We start from the raw sequence: 16,024 nt of genomic DNA, 5'->3' as shown, positions 1-16,024 counted from the left end.
TTTGAGCAGAAAATGAAAACAAAAGAGCTTGAATTGTACTTGAACGATCTACTGGAAGTTTCCCGTTTCAAGGACTATTGCCCGAACGGCCTCCAAGTGCAAGGTAGATCGGAGGTCACCCACGTCGTCACCGGCGTGACGGCCAGCCTGGCCCTCGTCGAAGCGGCGATCGAGGCCGGCGCCGACGCCATCCTGGTCCATCACGGCTATTTCTGGAAAAACGAGGATGCCCGGGTCATCGGCCAGAAGCATGCGCGCCTGAAACGGCTGCTTGGCGCCGACGTCAACCTGATGGCTTTCCACCTGCCGCTCGATAACCATCCCGAGCTGGGCAACAATGCGCAGCTTGGCCTGCAGCTCGGCTTCATGCCGAACGGCCGTTTCAGCGACGATCAACTGGGTTGGACCGGTACACTGCCGCAGCCGATGCCGCTGCACGCGTTGGCCGCGCATGTCGGTGCGGTGCTCCAGCGCGAGCCGCTGGCGATTGGCGACCCCGATCAGATGATTCGCAAGGTGGGCTGGTGCACGGGCGGTGCGCAGGGCTATTTCGACGCAGCCGTAGCGGCTGGCGTCGATGTGTACCTGAGCGGAGAGGTGTCGGAGCAGACCACCCACCTCGCGCGCGAGAGCGGCGTGGCCTACCTGGCCGCCGGTCATCACGCCACGGAACGCTACGGCATCCGCGCGGTGGGCGAGCATCTGGCGCAGCGTTTCGGGCTGCGCCATACCTTCATCGATATTCCGAACCCGGTCTGAGCCGGGCTCCGGGCGTGGCGCGCGGTCAGGCGCGCGGCGTCTTCAGGCTGTCGCGGATCTCGCGCAGCAGCACGATATCCTCGGGCGTGGCGGCCGGCGTGGCCGGCTCCTCGTGCTTCGCGGCCATCCGGTTGAAGGCGCGGACCATCAAGAAGATGATGAAGGCGAGGATGACGAAGTTCACCACGATGGTGAGAAAGTTGCCGTAAGCGAAGACCGGCACGCCGGCCTTCTTCAGTGCATCGAGGGTATGCGGCACGCCGGGAGGCGGGTCCGCAAGCACGACGAACATGTTCGAGAAGTCCAGTTTGCCGATGATGCGGCCGATCACTGGCATGATCAGGTCGTTGACGACGGAATCCACGATCTTGCCGAAAGCTGCGCCGATGATCACGCCGACGGCGAGATCAATCACGTTGCCGCGCATCGCAAAAGTACGGAATTCGCTGATCATGCTCATTGGTTATTCTCCGCTTTGTTGTTTCAGATTAACGTTTGCGTTTGACACAGACTGCATCATCGCACCCCTGAGCGCAAGCCCGCGGGCGGGATTCGCGCTGCCATGACCGATTATCGACCAGTCGGCTATCGGTAGTTCGCCTATCGTCGAGGGATGTGCCTCAGGTATAATTTTTGGTTGACGCAAGATCTAATTGATGACATCCCCTGGGGTTTGGAATGAGTGACCAGCAAAACGTGAAGAACGTGGACAAAGGTCGCCGCAATTGGTTGATCGCGACATCTGTCGCGGGCGGCGTAGGAGGCGTAGCAGTAGCAGTGCCCTTTGTCAGTACCTTTGCACCGTCGGAGAAGGCCAAAGCCGCCGGGGCACCTGTCGAGGCCGATGTCGGTGGCCTCAAGCCCGGCGAGATGATGACCGTGGAATGGCGTGGCAAGCCGGTCTGGATTCTTCGTCGCACCCCTGAAATGCTGGCCTCGCTCCAGAAAACCGATAGCGAGGTGGCTGATCCCAAGTCCGCTGTGCCATTCACGATGGAGACGCCGGAGTACGCCAAAAACGAAACCCGCTCCCGTGCCGAGCACAAGGACCTGCTGGTGGTCGTCGGCATTTGTTCCCACCTTGGCTGCTCGCCGTCCGGTCCGTTCGTGTCTGGCGCCAACCCCCAGCTCGGCGCCGATCCCGGCTTCCTCTGCCCTTGCCACGGCTCGACGTTCGACCTGGCGGGCCGCGTGTTCAAGAACAAGCCGGCCCCGCAGAACCTTGACGTCCCCCCGTACCAGTTCCTGTCCGACACCAAGATCGTGATCGGCAAGGACGAGAAAGGAGAAGCCTGATCATGGCGGCCGAAAAAGAAGTCAAGACCACCGGGCTGCTGGGCTGGATCGACGCCCGTTTCCCTGCCACCCAGCTCTGGGAAGATCATCTCTCCAAGTACTACGCGCCGAAGAACTTCAACTTCTGGTACTTCTTCGGCTCGCTGGCGCTGCTGGTCCTCGTGATCCAGATCGTCACCGGCATCTTCCTGGTGATGAACTACAAGCCGGACGGCACGCTCAACGCGGCTGGCATTCCGGTGGCCTTTGCCAGCGTGGAGTACATCATGCGCGAGGTGCCGTGGGGCTGGCTGGTGCGCTACATGCACTCCACCGGCGCCTCGGCGTTCTTCGTCGTGGTCTACCTGCACATGTTCCGCGGGCTGCTGTACGGTTCGTACCGCAAGCCGCGCGAGCTGGTCTGGATCTTCGGCTGCCTGATCTTCCTGTGCCTGATGGCCGAGGCGTTCATGGGCTACCTGCTGCCCTGGGGCCAGATGTCGTACTGGGGCGCGCAGGTGATCGTGAACCTGTTTTCGGCGATCCCGGTGATCGGCCAGGACCTGTCGCTGTTCATCCGCGGCGACTACGTGGTGAGCGATGCCACGCTGAACCGCTTCTTCTCGTTCCACGTGATCGCGGTGCCGCTGGTGCTGCTCGGCCTGGTCGTGGCGCACATCATCGCGCTGCACGAAGTGGGCTCGAACAACCCGGACGGCGTGGAGATCAAGGCGAAGAAGGACGAGAACGGCATCCCGCTGGATGGCATTCCGTTCCACCCGTACTACTCGGTGCATGACCTGCTGGGCGTGGGCGGCTTCCTGTTCTTCTTCTCGGCGGTGATCTTCTTCTTCCCGGAAGTGGGCGGCTATTTCCTCGAAGCCAACAACTTCTTCCCGGCCGATCCGCTGAAGACGCCGCCGCACATCGCGCCGGTCTGGTACTTCACCCCGTTCTATTCGATGCTGCGCGCTACGACGTCGAACTTCCTGCCGGTGCTGTGGCTGTTCTTCGCCATCGTGCTGGGCCTGGTGGTCCTGCGCAGCAAGGATGTGCGCGTGAAGATCGGCTCGGTGGCGATCCTCGTGATCCTGGCGGCAGGCTTCTACTTCATCGAAGCCAAGTTCTGGGGCGTGCTGGTGATGGGCGGCTCCGTGGTCGTGCTGTTCTTCATGCCCTGGCTCGACTGCTCGCCGGTCAAGTCCATCCGCTATCGTCCCGCCTTCCATAAGACAATTCTGATTGTCTTCGTGGTGGTGTTCCTGGTCCTCGGCTACCTGGGCGTGCAACCGCCGTCGCCGGTGGGTGAGAAGGTGTCGCAGCTCGGTACGCTGCTGTACTTCGCCTTCTTCCTGACCATGCCGCTGTGGAGCCGTTCCGGCGAGTTCAAGCCGGTGCCGGAGCGTGTCACGTTCCATCCGCACTAAGCGCCGCGCGACCCCCAAAAGAGGACAAGGACACAAGATGAAAAAGTTGCTTTCGATCTTCGCACTGGTCGGCGCGTGCTTCGCGGCCATGCCCGCGATGGCTTCCGAGGGGGGCTACCCCCTGGAGCCGGCGCCGCTCGACACCAGCGACGTGTCGTCGCTGCAGCGCGGTGCCAAGCTGTTCGTCAACTACTGCCTGAACTGCCATGGCGCGTCGATGATGCGCTACAACCGGCTCAGGGACTTGGCGCTGACGGATGACCAGATCCGTCAGAACCTGCTCTTCACGGCCGACAAGGTGGGCGAGACCATGACGATCGCGATGCCACCGAAGGACGCCAAGACGTTCTTCGGCGCCACGCCGCCGGACCTGTCGGTCATCGCCCGCGCCCGCGGCAACGACTGGCTGTACACCTACCTGCGTACCTTCTACCGCGACGACACGCGCGCCACGGGCTGGAACAACCTCGTCTTCCCGGCCGTCGGCATGCCGCACGTGCTGTGGGAGCTGCAGGGCCAGCGCACGGCCAAGTTCGCCGAAGTGGAAGAACACGGCCAGAAGGTGCACAAGTTCGCGGGCTTCGAGCAGGTCACGCCGGGCAAGCTGAGCACGCAGGAATATGACCAGGCCGCGGCCGATATCGTGAACTACCTGAACTGGATGGCCGAACCGGCGCAGAGCCACCGCAAGCGTCTGGGCGTCTGGGTGCTGCTGTTCCTCGGCGTGTTCACGGTCTTTGCCTGGCGCCTGAACGCGGCTTTCTGGAAGGACGTGAAGTAAGTTGTAACAGCCGTCAGCGGCTGCCGGCAGGGCCGGCGCGGAAGTTGCACTGTTGCAGCACCGCGCCGGCCCTTTTCCGTTGCGGATCGGCAGTCTAGGTGGCTCAAGCGTCTCTTTCTCTATTTGTAACTTATTTGCTTTTCGATGGGGCGTTCTGACAGAATGTTTGCCCTGTCCGATCTAGCGCTGCCAAGTTCGCCGTCATGCACTGCATCCGGCGACTTTACACCCAAGGAATTCAACCATGATGGTGTTGTATTCGGGTACGACTTGCCCGTTTTCCCAACGTTGCCGCCTTGTCCTGTTCGAAAAGGGCATGGATTTTGAAATTCGCGACGTTGATCTGTTCAACAAGCCGGAAGACATTTCGGTGATGAACCCGTACGGCCAGGTGCCGATTCTCGTCGAACGTGACCTGATCCTGTACGAATCGAACATCATCAACGAGTATATCGACGAGCGCTTCCCGCACCCGCAGCTGATGCCGGCCGACCCGGTGCAGCGTGCACGCGCCCGTCTGTTCCTCTTCAATTTCGAGAAGGAACTGTTCACCCACGTGTACGTGCTCGAGAACGAGAAGGGCAAGGCCGCCGAGAAGAATCACGAGCGCGCCCGCGCCGCGATTCGCGACCGCCTGACCCAGCTCGCACCGATCTTCGTGAAGAACAAGTACATGCTCGGTGAAGAATTTTCGATGCTCGACGTCGCCATCGCGCCGCTGCTGTGGCGCCTGGATCACTACGGGATCGAGCTCTCGAAGAACGCCGCGCCGCTACTCAAGTATGCGGAACGGATCTTCAGCCGCCCGGCGTACATCGAGGCGCTGACCCCGTCTGAAAAGGTCATGCGTCGTTAAGACGGTATCGACGCCACCGGAAGCGTAATGTCTGAAACATCCACCAAGCCTTACCTGATCCGCGCCATTTACGAGTGGTGCACGGATAACGGTTTTACGCCGTATATCGCCGTGTTTGTCGACGGGAATACGAACGTGCCGCGCGAATTCGTGAAGAACAACGAGATCGTGCTGAACGTGAGTTTCGACGCGACGAGCGGGCTGGACATGGGTAACGAGTGGATCGGATTCAGCGCGCGCTTTGGTGGTGTTTCCCGCAAGATCGACGTGCCCGTGGAAAACGTGCTGGCGATCTACGCGCGGGAAAATGGCCAGGGCATGGCGTTCCCGGTGGAGCGCAGCATCCCCGAGACGCAGGCCGCCACCGAGCGTGAAAACAATCCCCCGCCGAAGCTGGCACCGGTGGATGCAGACACGCCGGTCACGGCCGAACAGGGCGGCACGGACGACGATCCGACTCCGCCCCCGGTACCGCGAATCGGAGGCAAGAAGCCGTCGCTGAAGGTGGTGAAGTAGCCATCGTCAAAGTGGGTCGCATGCAGTAGAATCGCGGTCTGCAACAAAATGCCGGCTTAGCTCATCAGGTAGAGCAGTTGATTTGTAATCATCAGGTGGCGGGTTCGAGTCCTGCAGCCGGCACCAATTACCTATCCGAGGTTGTCCTCGGAAATCCAGAAACCCGTGATAGCATAAGGCTTCGCGGGTTTTTTTGTTCCGATGTTGTCCAACGGTGCCCGCCTGAATCCGGGGGCATGTGGGGGCACCTTCGGGGGAATTTCTTCAGTCTGGTAAATGCCCCCGGGAAAAGTGCCCCCTGGCGCTGTAAGGTAGGTGCCTTATGCCGTTGACCGACGTCGCGATCCGCAAAGCCGCTCCCCGTGAAAAACCCTACCGCCTTGCTGATGGAGGCGGTATGTATCTTGAGGTTTCACCATCTGGCGGGAAATACTGGCGGCTCAAATACCGCTTTTTGGGCAAGGAGAAGCGGCTGGCCTTGGGCGTGTATCCAGACGTGCCGTTGGCTGCTGCCCGGGAGAGGCGTGATGACGCCCGAAAGAAGCTCGCGGCTGGGGTCGATCCCGGTGAATCGAAGAAAGCCGAAAAGCGGGCCGTTCGTCTGGCAGCGACCAATTCCTTCGAGGCAGTTGCGCTTGGCTGGATGGATGAGCTCAAGCCGTACGTGACGGCTGGGTCGATGGTGAAGACCAAGGCTCGCTTTGAGAAGGATGTTTTTCCATGGATCGGCAAGCGACCAGTAGCGGAAATCGATGCGCCTGAAGTTCTGACGGTCCTTAAGCGGATCGACAGTCGAGGTGCCCGTTTCACGGCTCACAAGGTTCGTGGTGAGATCAGTCGCGCATTCCGCTACGGAATCAAGGAAGGCTACTGTAAGTTTGATCCGGCTCGTGATTTAGTCAATGCCATCCCACCGGCCCAGACGACGCACTTCGCTTCGATTACTGAGCCGGCGAAGGTCGGCGCCATGCTTCGGGCATTCGACGGGTTTTCCGGTACGTTTCCTGTCCTGTGCGCGCTCAAGCTTGCACCCATGTTGTTTACTCGACCCGGCGAGCTGCGCAAGGCCGAGTGGACTCAGTTCGATCTTGATAAGGGCGAGTGGCGATATCTTGTCACGAAGACCAACACTGACCATCTGGTTCCTCTCGCAACCCAAGCCGTTCAGATTCTGCGAGAGCTTCAGGCACTCACCGGCAACGGGCGTTATGTCTTTCCGGGGGCTCGCTCGGCTCAGCGCCCGATGAGCGATGCCGCGATCAATGCTGCTCTGCGGCGCTTGGGCTACGACACCCGAACCGAAATTACCGGCCATGGATTTCGGGCGATGGCGAGAACGATCCTGCACGAAGAATTGGAGCACAAGCCCGAAGTGATCGAGCATCAGCTTGCACATGCCGTGCCCGACACGCTCGGCAAGGCCTATAACCGTACGAAGTTCATCAAGGAGCGGCGGGCAATGATGCAGAAGTGGGCAGACTATCTCGACAAGCTAAAGGCCGGAGTTGATGTCGTGCAGCTTGTCGGCGAGGCGGCCTGAGGGGCCGTGGAGCAAGGTGGTGTGCAGTTGCTGCGCCGATCGCCATGACTTACGGACGGCCGACCGTTTTCACGAAATGACAAGCAGTATCGAGGAAATATGGACGATTTGGACTGGCAATACAACTTGCCGGATGATTCAAACATCGAACAGGAGCGCGATATCGCTGCGGAGATCGATAACGGATATCGGTTGCTGCGCGAGTATTTTGATTCTGATGTTGTCGGCCTTCAGGCGTATCTGGATCGGGTGGCCCAGGTTGAAGCGCTTCCTTGTCGCGGCGTACAGCAATGGGCGGAGGAAGACCTCGATGCGGAAGGCGGGACGTTTGCGGAACTGGTTGATACCTTCCCTCTTGAGCCTGAACTTCTCAAGGATAAGGACCGCGTGTTTCGACGCAGTATGGTGCTCTTTTGCAGGGAGTTGTTGAAGGCAACGGCAGCACTCAAGTCTGGCTTGACGGAAAAAGCATGGTGGCATTGGTCGCGCGCCAGCTCTTATGAGGGGCGGGCTCAAGGGTATTACCTGGGAGCAAAGCCAGCGGAGGAGAAGGGGCGGAGCGGGAAAAAGGGTGGAATCGCCAAGGAGGCAAACAAACAGCAGGCTGCTCGAGACGCTTGTATTGATCGTCTAAAAAATGATCGCCCCCCGGGTGGTTGGACGTCTACCAAGGCCGCCATTGATGCTGTGGTTCCAAAGGTCAAAGACATGATTAGAATGCGAGGCGAAGAGATCGATGTCCACGCGCTGCTTTACGTCTGGTTGAACGGTGACCCTGAAGTCCAGCAAGCAGGCGGTTTCAAAATGCAGTCCTCAGGGAAATGATTGCAGCATAGTCGAGTTGTACATGACGTGATCCTCCCTGGGCAGCCATGCGGCTTGACATGATCGCGAGCCCAGCACGGTCGTCACAACAAGCGCAGCTGCGCTGCGTCTGCCTTGCAGCCCCCATAGCACTGCGGGCTCTTCCTCCGGCGTTCCGTAAGAACCAGACCTCCCACCACCTCTTACCACCCGTTTTTTTGGGCCAATCATGCGCCCGGATGGTCTTTGGCCGTAGCGCTGGGTGCGTCCGTACTCGTTCAGCGGGCGCCGGCCGAACTCTCACGTTATTCCTACCACTAGCCGCTCCCCAGCATCGCCTCCGTCAATTGCATAACGCCGGACTTGCGTCGTTGCCAGTCACCATCGATCGTCTGCACGACGCCAGCATTTTTTTACAGGCGCTAGGCATCGTGGATTTTTGCTCGCTCCTCAATGATGCGGGGACTGCAAATTCGCAGTGTTCAACGAGGAGTAACCATGCACAACAAAACCCAGATGGACGCCGCTTCTCCGCTAGCGTCGAAGATCGGCCAACCTAGAGTGGGGCCAGCGAGCCAGGCGCAAGATGAGGCAGCTTCCGATGGCAGCAGCATTCTGCGCGGCGCTCGCGTACTGCGCATCAAAGATGTGATCGACCGCACCGGGCTTTCGCGTTCGACCCTGTACGCACTGATGAAGAGCGACCCGACGTTTCCGAAAAAGGTGTCGCTGTCAGTCCGTACTACCGGGGTGATCGAGCAACAACTCGACGCGTGGATTGCCATGCGCGCTAGTTCGCACGCAGTGGCGTAAGTGGGAGGGAAAGATGAACATTTCCCCATCGATGTTGGACCGCACGCCCACATACCCGATTGCGCGAGCAATCGGCGGCGCATTTCCACAGGCCGAGTTGCCCGAGCATGCCCCTCAGCTCTTCCGTCTCAATGCGCGTATGCACGAGATGATCCACTTGCTCTGCGCACTGCGCGTGCTTGCCGTGCTGGGGGCGACGGCCGCGACGGCAGTCTCGCTCGGCATCGCGATCTACGCCGGCTGGCTGCGCGGTGGCCTGCCTGTCGAACGCGCGATGAACATCGCGCTCGGTGCGGTGGCCGTACTCTACGTGCACCTGCTGCCCTTCGGCTGGCGCAGCCTGCGGATACCTGCGCGCGTCTGCGCGTGTGTACTCTGGGGCACCGCACTGGTTGTTGTGCTCTACGCCCAGCTCACGTTCTTCATGGTGTCGCAGCGGCACGCGGGCGAGAAGCGCGCGGAGGTGCTGGTTCCGGTCGTCGTCACGCCAGCAAGTCCGGTGCGCCTGCCTGGCCGCACGCTCACTGACATTGCGCGAGACGTCGCGCAGGTCAGCGCTGACCTGGCGCGTGCCGATGCGCGTCGTTGCATGGGCGACTGTCCGAGCCTCAAGGCCCGTCAGACGATCCTCGCGGCCCAGCTGGTCGCACTCAGGACCGAGGCCGACGAGGCAAAGCGTCGCGAAGCCAAGGAAGACCGACTGGAAGATCAAGCCGATCACAACGACGCATTGCGTGCGAAGCTGCGCGCTGATCCGGTCGCCTCGCAGGTCGCGTCTTGGCTGGGGACGACCGAAGGTAGCCTTGAACTGCTTGTGGCGTTCGCGTGCGCAGTCGTGCTCGAAGGCGCGGCCATCATTGGCTGGCTGATGGCGTCGGTCGCATTGCGTCGTGTCGAGACTCGTGCAACGGTCGTATCCGACCAGGAAACGGTTGCGCGGGAGCCGGAAGCAGTCGCGCCGATCGACGGCATCACTGTTTCCGACAACCAAGAGCGGATCAGCTTATACCCGCCTGTCGCGTTGACGGTTGGCCCCGTGAGTGAAGCGTCTGGCGAGAGCAACCTTGTCGTGTCTGAAGACAATCTCCTGCTCGACAAGATCCGCGACGCGGTCGTGGCCGGACATTTGAAGCCCACACAGGAGGCAATCCGCAAGTTTCTGCGTTGTGGACAGCCGAAAGCGGGCAACCTAAACCGCCTGTATTTCGCCCGCTTCGGTACGGCGCAGGACCAGGTGCAAGCATGAAGACAGTCATTCAACGGGAGGGCGCGGCGTGCCGATAGTCAAACATGAGAATGGTCAGTACGGCTACGAGCGGTCTGCCTCGCAGGGCGTCTACCCGGCGCATGTGCTGCCGTCGCTGATCGGCGACGCGGTGGTGGAGGTGAGCACGAATCTCAACGTTCCGGTGCAACTCGCCGCTCACGCTGCACTGGCGACCGTTTCCCTCGTCGGTCAGCACTTCGTCAATGTACAGTGCCCGAACTTTCCTCCGGCGCCGTGTGCGCTCTTCCTGCTTGCCGTCAGCAATTCAAGCGGCGGTAAATCGCTGGTCGAGCAGCGATTTCTACGCGCCGTCACCGCGCTCGAACTCAAGCTGAAGGAAACGGCGGCGGACAGCGTGCCGGACTTCCAAGCAAGAGCGAAGATCTGGCGTGACGATGAGCGTCGGCTGTCAAAGGCATATCTTGACGCGAGCCCGGGCACGGAGGCCTCACGCGTCATTCAGGAGCAGCGCCTTCTGCATGAAAAGAGCAAGCCGGTGCCGCCTTCGCAGCGTGAGTTGCGCTTTGCTGACTTGTCGCCGCAGGGGCTGCGAGACATGCTGGTCGCTCATAGTGCCGTCGGCATCCTGTCGCCGGAAGCCGGCCCTGTGATGAACGGGCCGACGTTCAGCATGCCTTCCTTGCTGAGTGGCTACTGGAGCGGCGAGGACCGACCAGTGGCGCTGGTCAGTGGCAACCGCCGGCCTACGAGTCCACGGTTGACCGTCTCCGTCGTGCTCCAGGAGGACCGTTTCCTGGCGTATATGAAGAATCGTGGCGACGAAGCGTTCGGCACGGGGCTGCTGGCGCGCTTTCTGCCGGCTTTTCCAGTGAGCTTCGACAGTCCGGGGCGGAAAACCCTTGTTGAAGATGCACCGGAACCGAAGCTCGACCAGTTCAACACACGTGTCGCTGACATCTTGGCTCAAGCCGTTCCAGCACCGCAGGAGCGCCAGAACCTGCAATTATCAGAAGGCGCCCGCTACTACTGGAAGCTGTTCACGGAGGCGGTCAACAACCATCTGATCTGTGGCCCGGATTCCGACAACATCAAGTCGTTTTTCCGGAAGCTCGGCGAGCACGCCGCGCGTCTGGCTGCACTGTTTCACTACTTCAACGGGCAGCCGGGCGATGTGTCGCCGGAAGCGATGGCGCGCGCGATCGTGCTGTGTGAGTGGTATGTGGACGAGTTCATCCGGATGTTTACGCGCTTTGCGCCGTCGCAGCAACAAAAGCAAAGTGAGGCCACGCAAAAGCTGCTGGAGTGGCTTCAGGACGCGTACGCGAATCCATGGAAATACTCGAAGCTCACGCCTGGGCGATATTCGGAACGCGATCTCAATAACTATTCGCCTATTCGGAGCAACCCTCAACTATTGAGTGCCGCTATTAGTCGGCTTTTGTTTCGAGGGGAGATCGCAAGGCGAAACGGGAAAAGAGGAGGGCGTATTATTTTTTATCCGGCGCATATGGCCAATCATTTTCATCAGCCGCATTTCCATTCGCAACCGATCTTGCAGGGCGTAAATCTTGGCTATATTGCTCCGTCGTGCATGCAGCGGGGGTGGTCGGGGGCGCAGTTTAATGGGCAGAATCACATGGCACCCGGGGCGAGTTCAATCTTTGACATGACACGAACGCCCATTGCATCTCAGTTCGATGTTCCCCAGAACTGCACGTCGGAAGCTTTTAATAATAATTTTTCGTCGCCAGTGGCAGAAGAGCCTGCCGAGTTTGTGCCACAGGTGCCGCGCAATGTGATGGAACTTGATACGCCAGAAATTCGCGCAATCAAGCAGCATTTTCAGGAAAGTGCAGAAGAGGCGGGTTTGGGTTCCGTGGATATGTCAATTCAATTAAGACGGGGCTGAATTTCGGCGTTATCAAAATCAACGGCGCGTTCCGAGATGATCGGACGCGCTTTTTTCCGTCATCCCATCCTCAGCTGTACATCACCGCTCGATCGTCCCACCTCACCTTCCTCCAACCCTCAGCGCCCCCCTGGATTGCTTAACAAGGGAAGATAAATCTTGCCTGCTACGTTCGCTACCGTTGCTACGGTAGCAGTTGTAGCCATGTAGTGGGGATAACCATATCCACTTGCTGATGGCGTTCGCACAATCTAGGCGTGCTTCTGCGGGCGTTCCGTGAAGTCATGACGGCCCGACTCTGATTGGCGGTTTTTTATTTTTGCGATGTGGCCGACGGTCCACGGTCGCATCCGGACGTAAAGTCTAACCATCAAGTTCAACCGCAAGAATGGGTAGGTAATCGCGCAGGTTGAGCAATGGAACTCGGGGATATTTCAATGTGTAGTTCGTCAATTACTTTGGCCGGTGCATCACCTCAACTGCGTACGTAAATATGTTCCGGTCATGCGTCATCCGGACAACTCGGTAATCTGGTATTTCCCTCGAACTCAAAAATTCCATGCCTGAACTCTGGGAATTAATAATGATGCATGTGGAAAATGCATTGAGTGCTATGTGTGTCCGTGCGATTACGTGCACCATCTAAAATTCTCTCTATATTAAGATAGTCTTTATTGACAAATATATTTTTCTCGTGTGGTAGTCTTTGTTGATTAAAGGCATTTCTATCTCATGCATGCTGCCATCAAAATACCTCATTGGTCTGATAAATAATCTACTGATACGGGTTGTTTATTACATTGATGATGAATCACCTGAAGACGTAAAGCTACTTCAAAGGTGGATTCATGAGATCGAAAGAGCTGGTTACCGTAGATGGCAAGGTGGCGGGGGCTGCTAGCCCCCGATTTTGGGAGATTGGTGACCATAGAGTGGTTGCCGATGAACTTCTTCAGTTCTTGAGGATAACTCTCTCTACAGAGCAATTGCCATTTCATATTCACCATACAGGTGCGGTCAAATACGCCGTGCCTGCAATGGTCGTTTTTCGTGATTCTTATTCGCTGGATTATTATTTTTATGTAATGCGAGATTTGATGAGCGTTGTGATGCCGGGTTATGCTTACAGTCCGCTCTTGAATCTCTTTCCTGTCTGTTTGCAGCAGCATTCGTGGCTGCGCTATTGCGCATTTACTGATCCAAACGCTTCTCTTCCTGCAGTTCCGATGCTTGAAGCCGAGGTGTTCAACGACTTCGTGCAGATGCTCCGTACCCGGGCACGAGAGCAGAACACGGTGCAGCGAATGCGCAAGTGGAAGGGCGAGACGGAAAGTAGCCATGCTGCGGCGATTGGCGAGTACGTACCGGAACTGCTCGGCGGTGGTGAAGGGGTGGAGCCGATCCGGTTAGATTTTCAATTCTACGAGAGCGTCTTCTCGCTAGGCGATGCCATGCCGTACTATCAATGGATCGTCGACGATAGTGGTCAGTGGGCGCACGTGCCAGCGCAAGCCGCCTATGCGTCCGCACACCCAGAGTCACGCGCGAGGATTGACCCTGGTGTCGCGATGCAGGATCGGAAGCGGTTCCTTGCCAATTTCTACCGAGGTCGAGACAGGCAGGTTCTTCAGTACATACGCGGCTACATTATCAAGATGGAGCGCGGGCCGGATGGCGCGTATCACTTTCATTGCTGCTTCTTCGTCAACGCGAAGCGGCCAGCAAGCCTCACGACGAATGCGGTGATCAATGTTCTCTCCCAGCGTTGGATACGCGTGACCGACGGACGGGGCTTCGTCTTCAACTGTCACGACCCGGTGTACCGTCAAAAGCTGGAGCGTCAGGGGCGATGGGTGCTGGGTCTATTGACCGGCGCTGACGAGCATCGGGTGAAGCGGCTCACGCACTATCTCGTCAACTATTTCGCTCGCGAGAAAGAGCAGTCCATTCACATCAAACCTACGGCGAACTCGCGGGTGCTGACGATGGCCGTCGGCCGGGAGACGGGGCAGGAGAGTTGACAGTTTAGGTACGGAATGCCGCTTCCGTAGATTCTCGGCCAGCAGGTGATATTCACAGGTTCGCGAATCCTGTGGTTTCAATGGCGGCTATTCGCTTTTCCCCGCGTTGGCGAGCTATCGAGACGCAAAAGAAATTTTAGTGGCTGGCACAGTCATCGCAGTGCATAGCTCACCTCGAGAGGTGTAAAGGTTGACTTCGGAACCACAGTTGAAGACGAGCGAACGAAAACAAGGGAGGTCGGCAGTCTCCCTTGTGTCGGTTGGTTCGCTGACGCTCATCGCCATCAGAGCCTCAGTCGCGCCGAGTGTCAGTCGTCGACATCGTCGCCTAAACGCGCAATGACATCAGCTTCTTTCGCCTCGAGTTGCGCCTGCATCGGCGCAAGGTGCGTTCTCATGCTTTTGTTAGCGGCGATCTGCTGATCTGTCCGAGCGTGCGTGTACGCCTTTGCGCCCATGCTATCGAGCACCCCAGGCCGTGCTGCGGCCTCGAGCAGCGGCGGAGGAGCGTCGATGCCTTCCTTGGCGAGAGCCAAAGACGCGACGTCCGGGTGCATACCTTCCCGTACCATGCGCACGCCGACGCGAAGATTGTGCAACAGGTTGTTGTTGTGGAACTGGGACATGGGATCTCCAACATGCCGTAGCAAGAAAAGTGTCCGGGCCGGGAGGTCCGAATCAGAGTGTTGACCTGCGGCTACAGATTTACTGCCGAAACGGGACTTACTTCTGAATGCTCCTCATCTGGTTGATTGTTTGATGTCTAAACTAGGAATGGTGCTGTAAGATGACATCGTGACATCAATTCAACAAATTTTCAAGAATATGAATTCAGAAGCGAGGCCGAAGCCAATCCAGATCCGATTGCCTCAAGACTTGGAGGACTCTCTCAGGTATGTGGCCTATAAGACGCGGAGTACGCTGAATTCCGTTGTGATCGAGTCCCTGCAAGAGCACCTGCCAGCGGTCAGCCCAATGGAGTTCGCCCTCAACGATAGTGTGACTAGCCTTTTCGTGAGATCAGCGGATGACCTTGCGAAGGACGCGCATGAGCGCCTTGGGCGCTATCAAGAAGCTGTCCAGCGGCAACTCGACTTGGTGCTCCAACTCGCGAGCCTGCTGAACGCCCAGGTGAGCCACGCAAGGCGCATGCAGGACGGGCTCCTGAAGGGGGGTGTCAGGCCCAAGGTGCCGGAGGACAAGGACGGGGCGATGCCTGACACCAGCACGGAACGAGGCATCGGTCCCGAGTTCTTCAGCTACCTCGCAGCTTCGAATCTGCTCAAGAGCGAAACGGCTGCCCGCAAGTGCCGCAAAGAAATTGCTCGACAGCAATACGACGCAGTCGGGCAATGGGAGAACGTCAAGGAATTGCTTCGCCAGCTGGACCAACTGGGCTAAGTCCTTTTCCGTCCGTTTGATGCGCGACTGCGCCCAATCTCGTGTCGGGCAGTGATCGGCTGGCAAGCTACGCTCGAAAATTGCCACAGTTCGCCGATTCCTCGTGCTGGCAGCAACTGATCCATTCGCGAGATATCCTAACTGTCGTCGACGCGAAATTGCGCGCGATACGCCTCAATGGACATCATGCGATAGTCATTGCCCGGCTGTCGGGCCGCCATTGTCCTGTATTGGCGTTCGCATGCAAAAAAATACGAGCGGCATTATGAGGAGAGCGGGCGTAACGCCCGCTCTCCTCGACGCGCGATGGCTTACATCGGTGCGATGTTGTACTTCGCCATCACCTTTTCAATCTCGTTGTTACGAGCACTACTCATGTCGTAGTGGCACTCGTTGTCCGAGCACTTGTTCTCGAACTGGTTGACCCACTTCGCGTGAGACTTGCTGATGCTCTCCTTTTCTGATTCGGGGACGCGGCTTGAATCCAGTAGTCGCTGAGTATTGCCTTTCACCCGCATGAGGCTGCCTCTGAGGCCGTACTCGGGGCACTGATCCCGCTCGAACTGGCTGCGTTTCATTTTGCACACATCGCTCGCACGGAACTGAGCGTGCGCAAGGGTTGCGAACGTGGAGATTGCGAGGATGGCTATGGCTGCAAGGATCTTGCGCATGATCGATTCCTGAAGATGGAGGT

At 58.5% G+C, this 16,024-nt stretch carries 16 protein-coding genes and 1 tRNA gene; 14 read left to right on the top strand and 3 right to left on the bottom strand.

The features are described from left to right. Positions 1 to 12: 12 nt before the first annotated feature. Positions 13 to 759 (top strand): Nif3-like dinuclear metal center hexameric protein, encoded by a 747-nt coding sequence (locus AC1DFU_RS23050; RefSeq protein ID WP_092299246.1) that lies wholly within the window; start codon positions 13 to 15, stop codon positions 757 to 759. A gap of 25 nt (positions 760 to 784) precedes the next feature. Here AC1DFU_RS23050 and mscL read toward each other — a convergent pair whose 3' ends face one another. After that, positions 785 to 1,219 (bottom strand): large conductance mechanosensitive channel protein MscL, encoded by a 435-nt coding sequence (gene mscL, locus AC1DFU_RS23045; RefSeq protein WP_092299243.1) that lies wholly within the window; start codon positions 1,217 to 1,219, stop codon positions 785 to 787. 218 nt (positions 1,220 to 1,437) lie between these two features. Here mscL and petA point away from each other — a divergent pair, with 218 nt between their 5' ends. From petA to AC1DFU_RS22985, 12 genes are all read left to right on the top strand, one after another. Continuing rightward, a complete protein-coding gene (petA, locus tag AC1DFU_RS23040; RefSeq protein WP_441593414.1) occupies positions 1,438 to 2,055 on the top strand; it encodes a ubiquinol-cytochrome c reductase iron-sulfur subunit in 618 nt (205 codons plus the stop codon). 2 nt (positions 2,056 to 2,057) lie between these two features. Next, positions 2,058 to 3,461, top strand: coding sequence for a cytochrome b (locus AC1DFU_RS23035; RefSeq protein ID WP_441593413.1), 1,404 nt, complete (start codon positions 2,058 to 2,060; stop codon positions 3,459 to 3,461). 37 nt (positions 3,462 to 3,498) lie between these two features. Continuing rightward, entirely contained in the window at positions 3,499 to 4,242 is a 744-nt protein-coding gene (locus AC1DFU_RS23030; RefSeq protein WP_441593412.1) for a cytochrome c1, read from the top strand. 244 nt (positions 4,243 to 4,486) lie between these two features. Further along, positions 4,487 to 5,098 carry a glutathione S-transferase N-terminal domain-containing protein gene (locus tag AC1DFU_RS23025; protein ID WP_008643086.1) on the top strand — a complete coding sequence of 204 codons (612 nt, stop codon included), beginning with the start codon at positions 4,487 to 4,489 and terminating at the stop codon, positions 5,096 to 5,098. Between the two features lie 27 nt (positions 5,099 to 5,125). Further along, positions 5,126 to 5,614, top strand: a complete 489-nt coding sequence (locus AC1DFU_RS23020; protein WP_092299231.1) for a ClpXP protease specificity-enhancing factor — start codon at positions 5,126 to 5,128, stop codon at positions 5,612 to 5,614. 50 nt (positions 5,615 to 5,664) lie between these two features. Next, positions 5,665 to 5,740: transfer RNA gene (locus tag AC1DFU_RS23015), tRNA-Thr, on the top strand. A 196-nt stretch (positions 5,741 to 5,936) separates the two neighbouring features. After that, positions 5,937 to 7,154: a tyrosine-type recombinase/integrase gene (locus AC1DFU_RS23010; RefSeq protein ID WP_477159790.1), complete on the top strand. Its 1,218-nt coding sequence runs from the start codon at positions 5,937 to 5,939 to the stop codon at positions 7,152 to 7,154. A gap of 99 nt (positions 7,155 to 7,253) precedes the next feature. Beyond that, the gene (locus tag AC1DFU_RS23005; RefSeq protein ID WP_477159791.1) at positions 7,254 to 7,979 is read left to right on the top strand and encodes a hypothetical protein; all 726 of its coding nucleotides are present in this window, start codon (positions 7,254 to 7,256) and stop codon (positions 7,977 to 7,979) included. 477 nt (positions 7,980 to 8,456) lie between these two features. Continuing rightward, a complete protein-coding gene (locus AC1DFU_RS23000) occupies positions 8,457 to 8,771 on the top strand; it encodes a helix-turn-helix transcriptional regulator (RefSeq protein WP_477159792.1) in 315 nt (104 codons plus the stop codon). A gap of 13 nt (positions 8,772 to 8,784) precedes the next feature. Continuing rightward, a complete protein-coding gene (locus AC1DFU_RS22995; RefSeq protein ID WP_477159793.1) occupies positions 8,785 to 10,017 on the top strand; it encodes a hypothetical protein in 1,233 nt (410 codons plus the stop codon). Between the two features lie 28 nt (positions 10,018 to 10,045). Continuing rightward, positions 10,046 to 11,908, top strand: a complete 1,863-nt coding sequence (locus tag AC1DFU_RS22990) for a DUF3987 domain-containing protein (protein ID WP_477159794.1) — start codon at positions 10,046 to 10,048, stop codon at positions 11,906 to 11,908. A gap of 848 nt (positions 11,909 to 12,756) precedes the next feature. After that, positions 12,757 to 13,929, top strand: coding sequence for a hypothetical protein (locus AC1DFU_RS22985; protein ID WP_477159795.1), 1,173 nt, complete (start codon positions 12,757 to 12,759; stop codon positions 13,927 to 13,929). A gap of 308 nt (positions 13,930 to 14,237) precedes the next feature. Here AC1DFU_RS22985 and AC1DFU_RS22980 read toward each other — a convergent pair whose 3' ends face one another. Then, a complete protein-coding gene (locus AC1DFU_RS22980) occupies positions 14,238 to 14,555 on the bottom strand; it encodes a hypothetical protein (RefSeq protein WP_477159796.1) in 318 nt (105 codons plus the stop codon). Positions 14,556 to 14,724: 169 nt separating this feature from the next. On the opposite strand from AC1DFU_RS22980, the gene AC1DFU_RS22975 reads away from it, so the two are divergent. Then, on the top strand, positions 14,725 to 15,330 hold the full coding sequence (locus AC1DFU_RS22975; RefSeq protein ID WP_477159797.1) for a hypothetical protein: 606 nt from the start codon (positions 14,725 to 14,727) through the stop codon (positions 15,328 to 15,330). Positions 15,331 to 15,641: 311 nt separating this feature from the next. Here AC1DFU_RS22975 and AC1DFU_RS22970 read toward each other — a convergent pair whose 3' ends face one another. Continuing rightward, a complete protein-coding gene (locus tag AC1DFU_RS22970) occupies positions 15,642 to 16,001 on the bottom strand; it encodes a hypothetical protein (protein WP_477159798.1) in 360 nt (119 codons plus the stop codon). Positions 16,002 to 16,024: the final 23 nt, after the last annotated feature.

This window comes from Cupriavidus sp. 10L45 (genome assembly GCF_056395225.1).
Note: the sequence above shows the minus strand (reverse complement) of the source record. Positions and strands in the feature narration are given on the sequence as shown.

Excerpts from the sequence above, each read along its gene's own strand:
- AC1DFU_RS23005 (WP_477159791.1), top strand. The coding sequence starts at position 7,254 with ATGGACGATTTGGACTGGCAATACAACTTGCCGGATGATTCAAACATC.
- AC1DFU_RS22985 (WP_477159795.1), top strand. The coding sequence starts at position 12,757 with ATGAGATCGAAAGAGCTGGTTACCGTAGATGGCAAGGTGGCGGGGGCT.
- AC1DFU_RS23030 (WP_441593412.1), top strand. The coding sequence starts at position 3,499 with ATGAAAAAGTTGCTTTCGATCTTCGCACTGGTCGGCGCGTGCTTCGCG.
- AC1DFU_RS23020 (WP_092299231.1), top strand. The coding sequence starts at position 5,126 with ATGTCTGAAACATCCACCAAGCCTTACCTGATCCGCGCCATTTACGAG.
- petA (WP_441593414.1), top strand. The coding sequence starts at position 1,438 with ATGAGTGACCAGCAAAACGTGAAGAACGTGGACAAAGGTCGCCGCAAT.
- AC1DFU_RS23010 (WP_477159790.1), top strand. The coding sequence starts at position 5,937 with ATGCCGTTGACCGACGTCGCGATCCGCAAAGCCGCTCCCCGTGAAAAA.
- AC1DFU_RS23050 (WP_092299246.1), top strand. The coding sequence starts at position 13 with ATGAAAACAAAAGAGCTTGAATTGTACTTGAACGATCTACTGGAAGTT.
- AC1DFU_RS23000 (WP_477159792.1), top strand. The coding sequence starts at position 8,457 with ATGCACAACAAAACCCAGATGGACGCCGCTTCTCCGCTAGCGTCGAAG.
- AC1DFU_RS22970 (WP_477159798.1), bottom strand. The coding sequence starts at position 16,001 with ATGCGCAAGATCCTTGCAGCCATAGCCATCCTCGCAATCTCCACGTTC.
- AC1DFU_RS23025 (WP_008643086.1), top strand. The coding sequence starts at position 4,487 with ATGATGGTGTTGTATTCGGGTACGACTTGCCCGTTTTCCCAACGTTGC.
- AC1DFU_RS23035 (WP_441593413.1), top strand. The coding sequence starts at position 2,058 with ATGGCGGCCGAAAAAGAAGTCAAGACCACCGGGCTGCTGGGCTGGATC.
- mscL (WP_092299243.1), bottom strand. The coding sequence starts at position 1,219 with ATGAGCATGATCAGCGAATTCCGTACTTTTGCGATGCGCGGCAACGTG.
- AC1DFU_RS22980 (WP_477159796.1), bottom strand. The coding sequence starts at position 14,555 with ATGTCCCAGTTCCACAACAACAACCTGTTGCACAATCTTCGCGTCGGC.
- AC1DFU_RS22995 (WP_477159793.1), top strand. The coding sequence starts at position 8,785 with ATGAACATTTCCCCATCGATGTTGGACCGCACGCCCACATACCCGATT.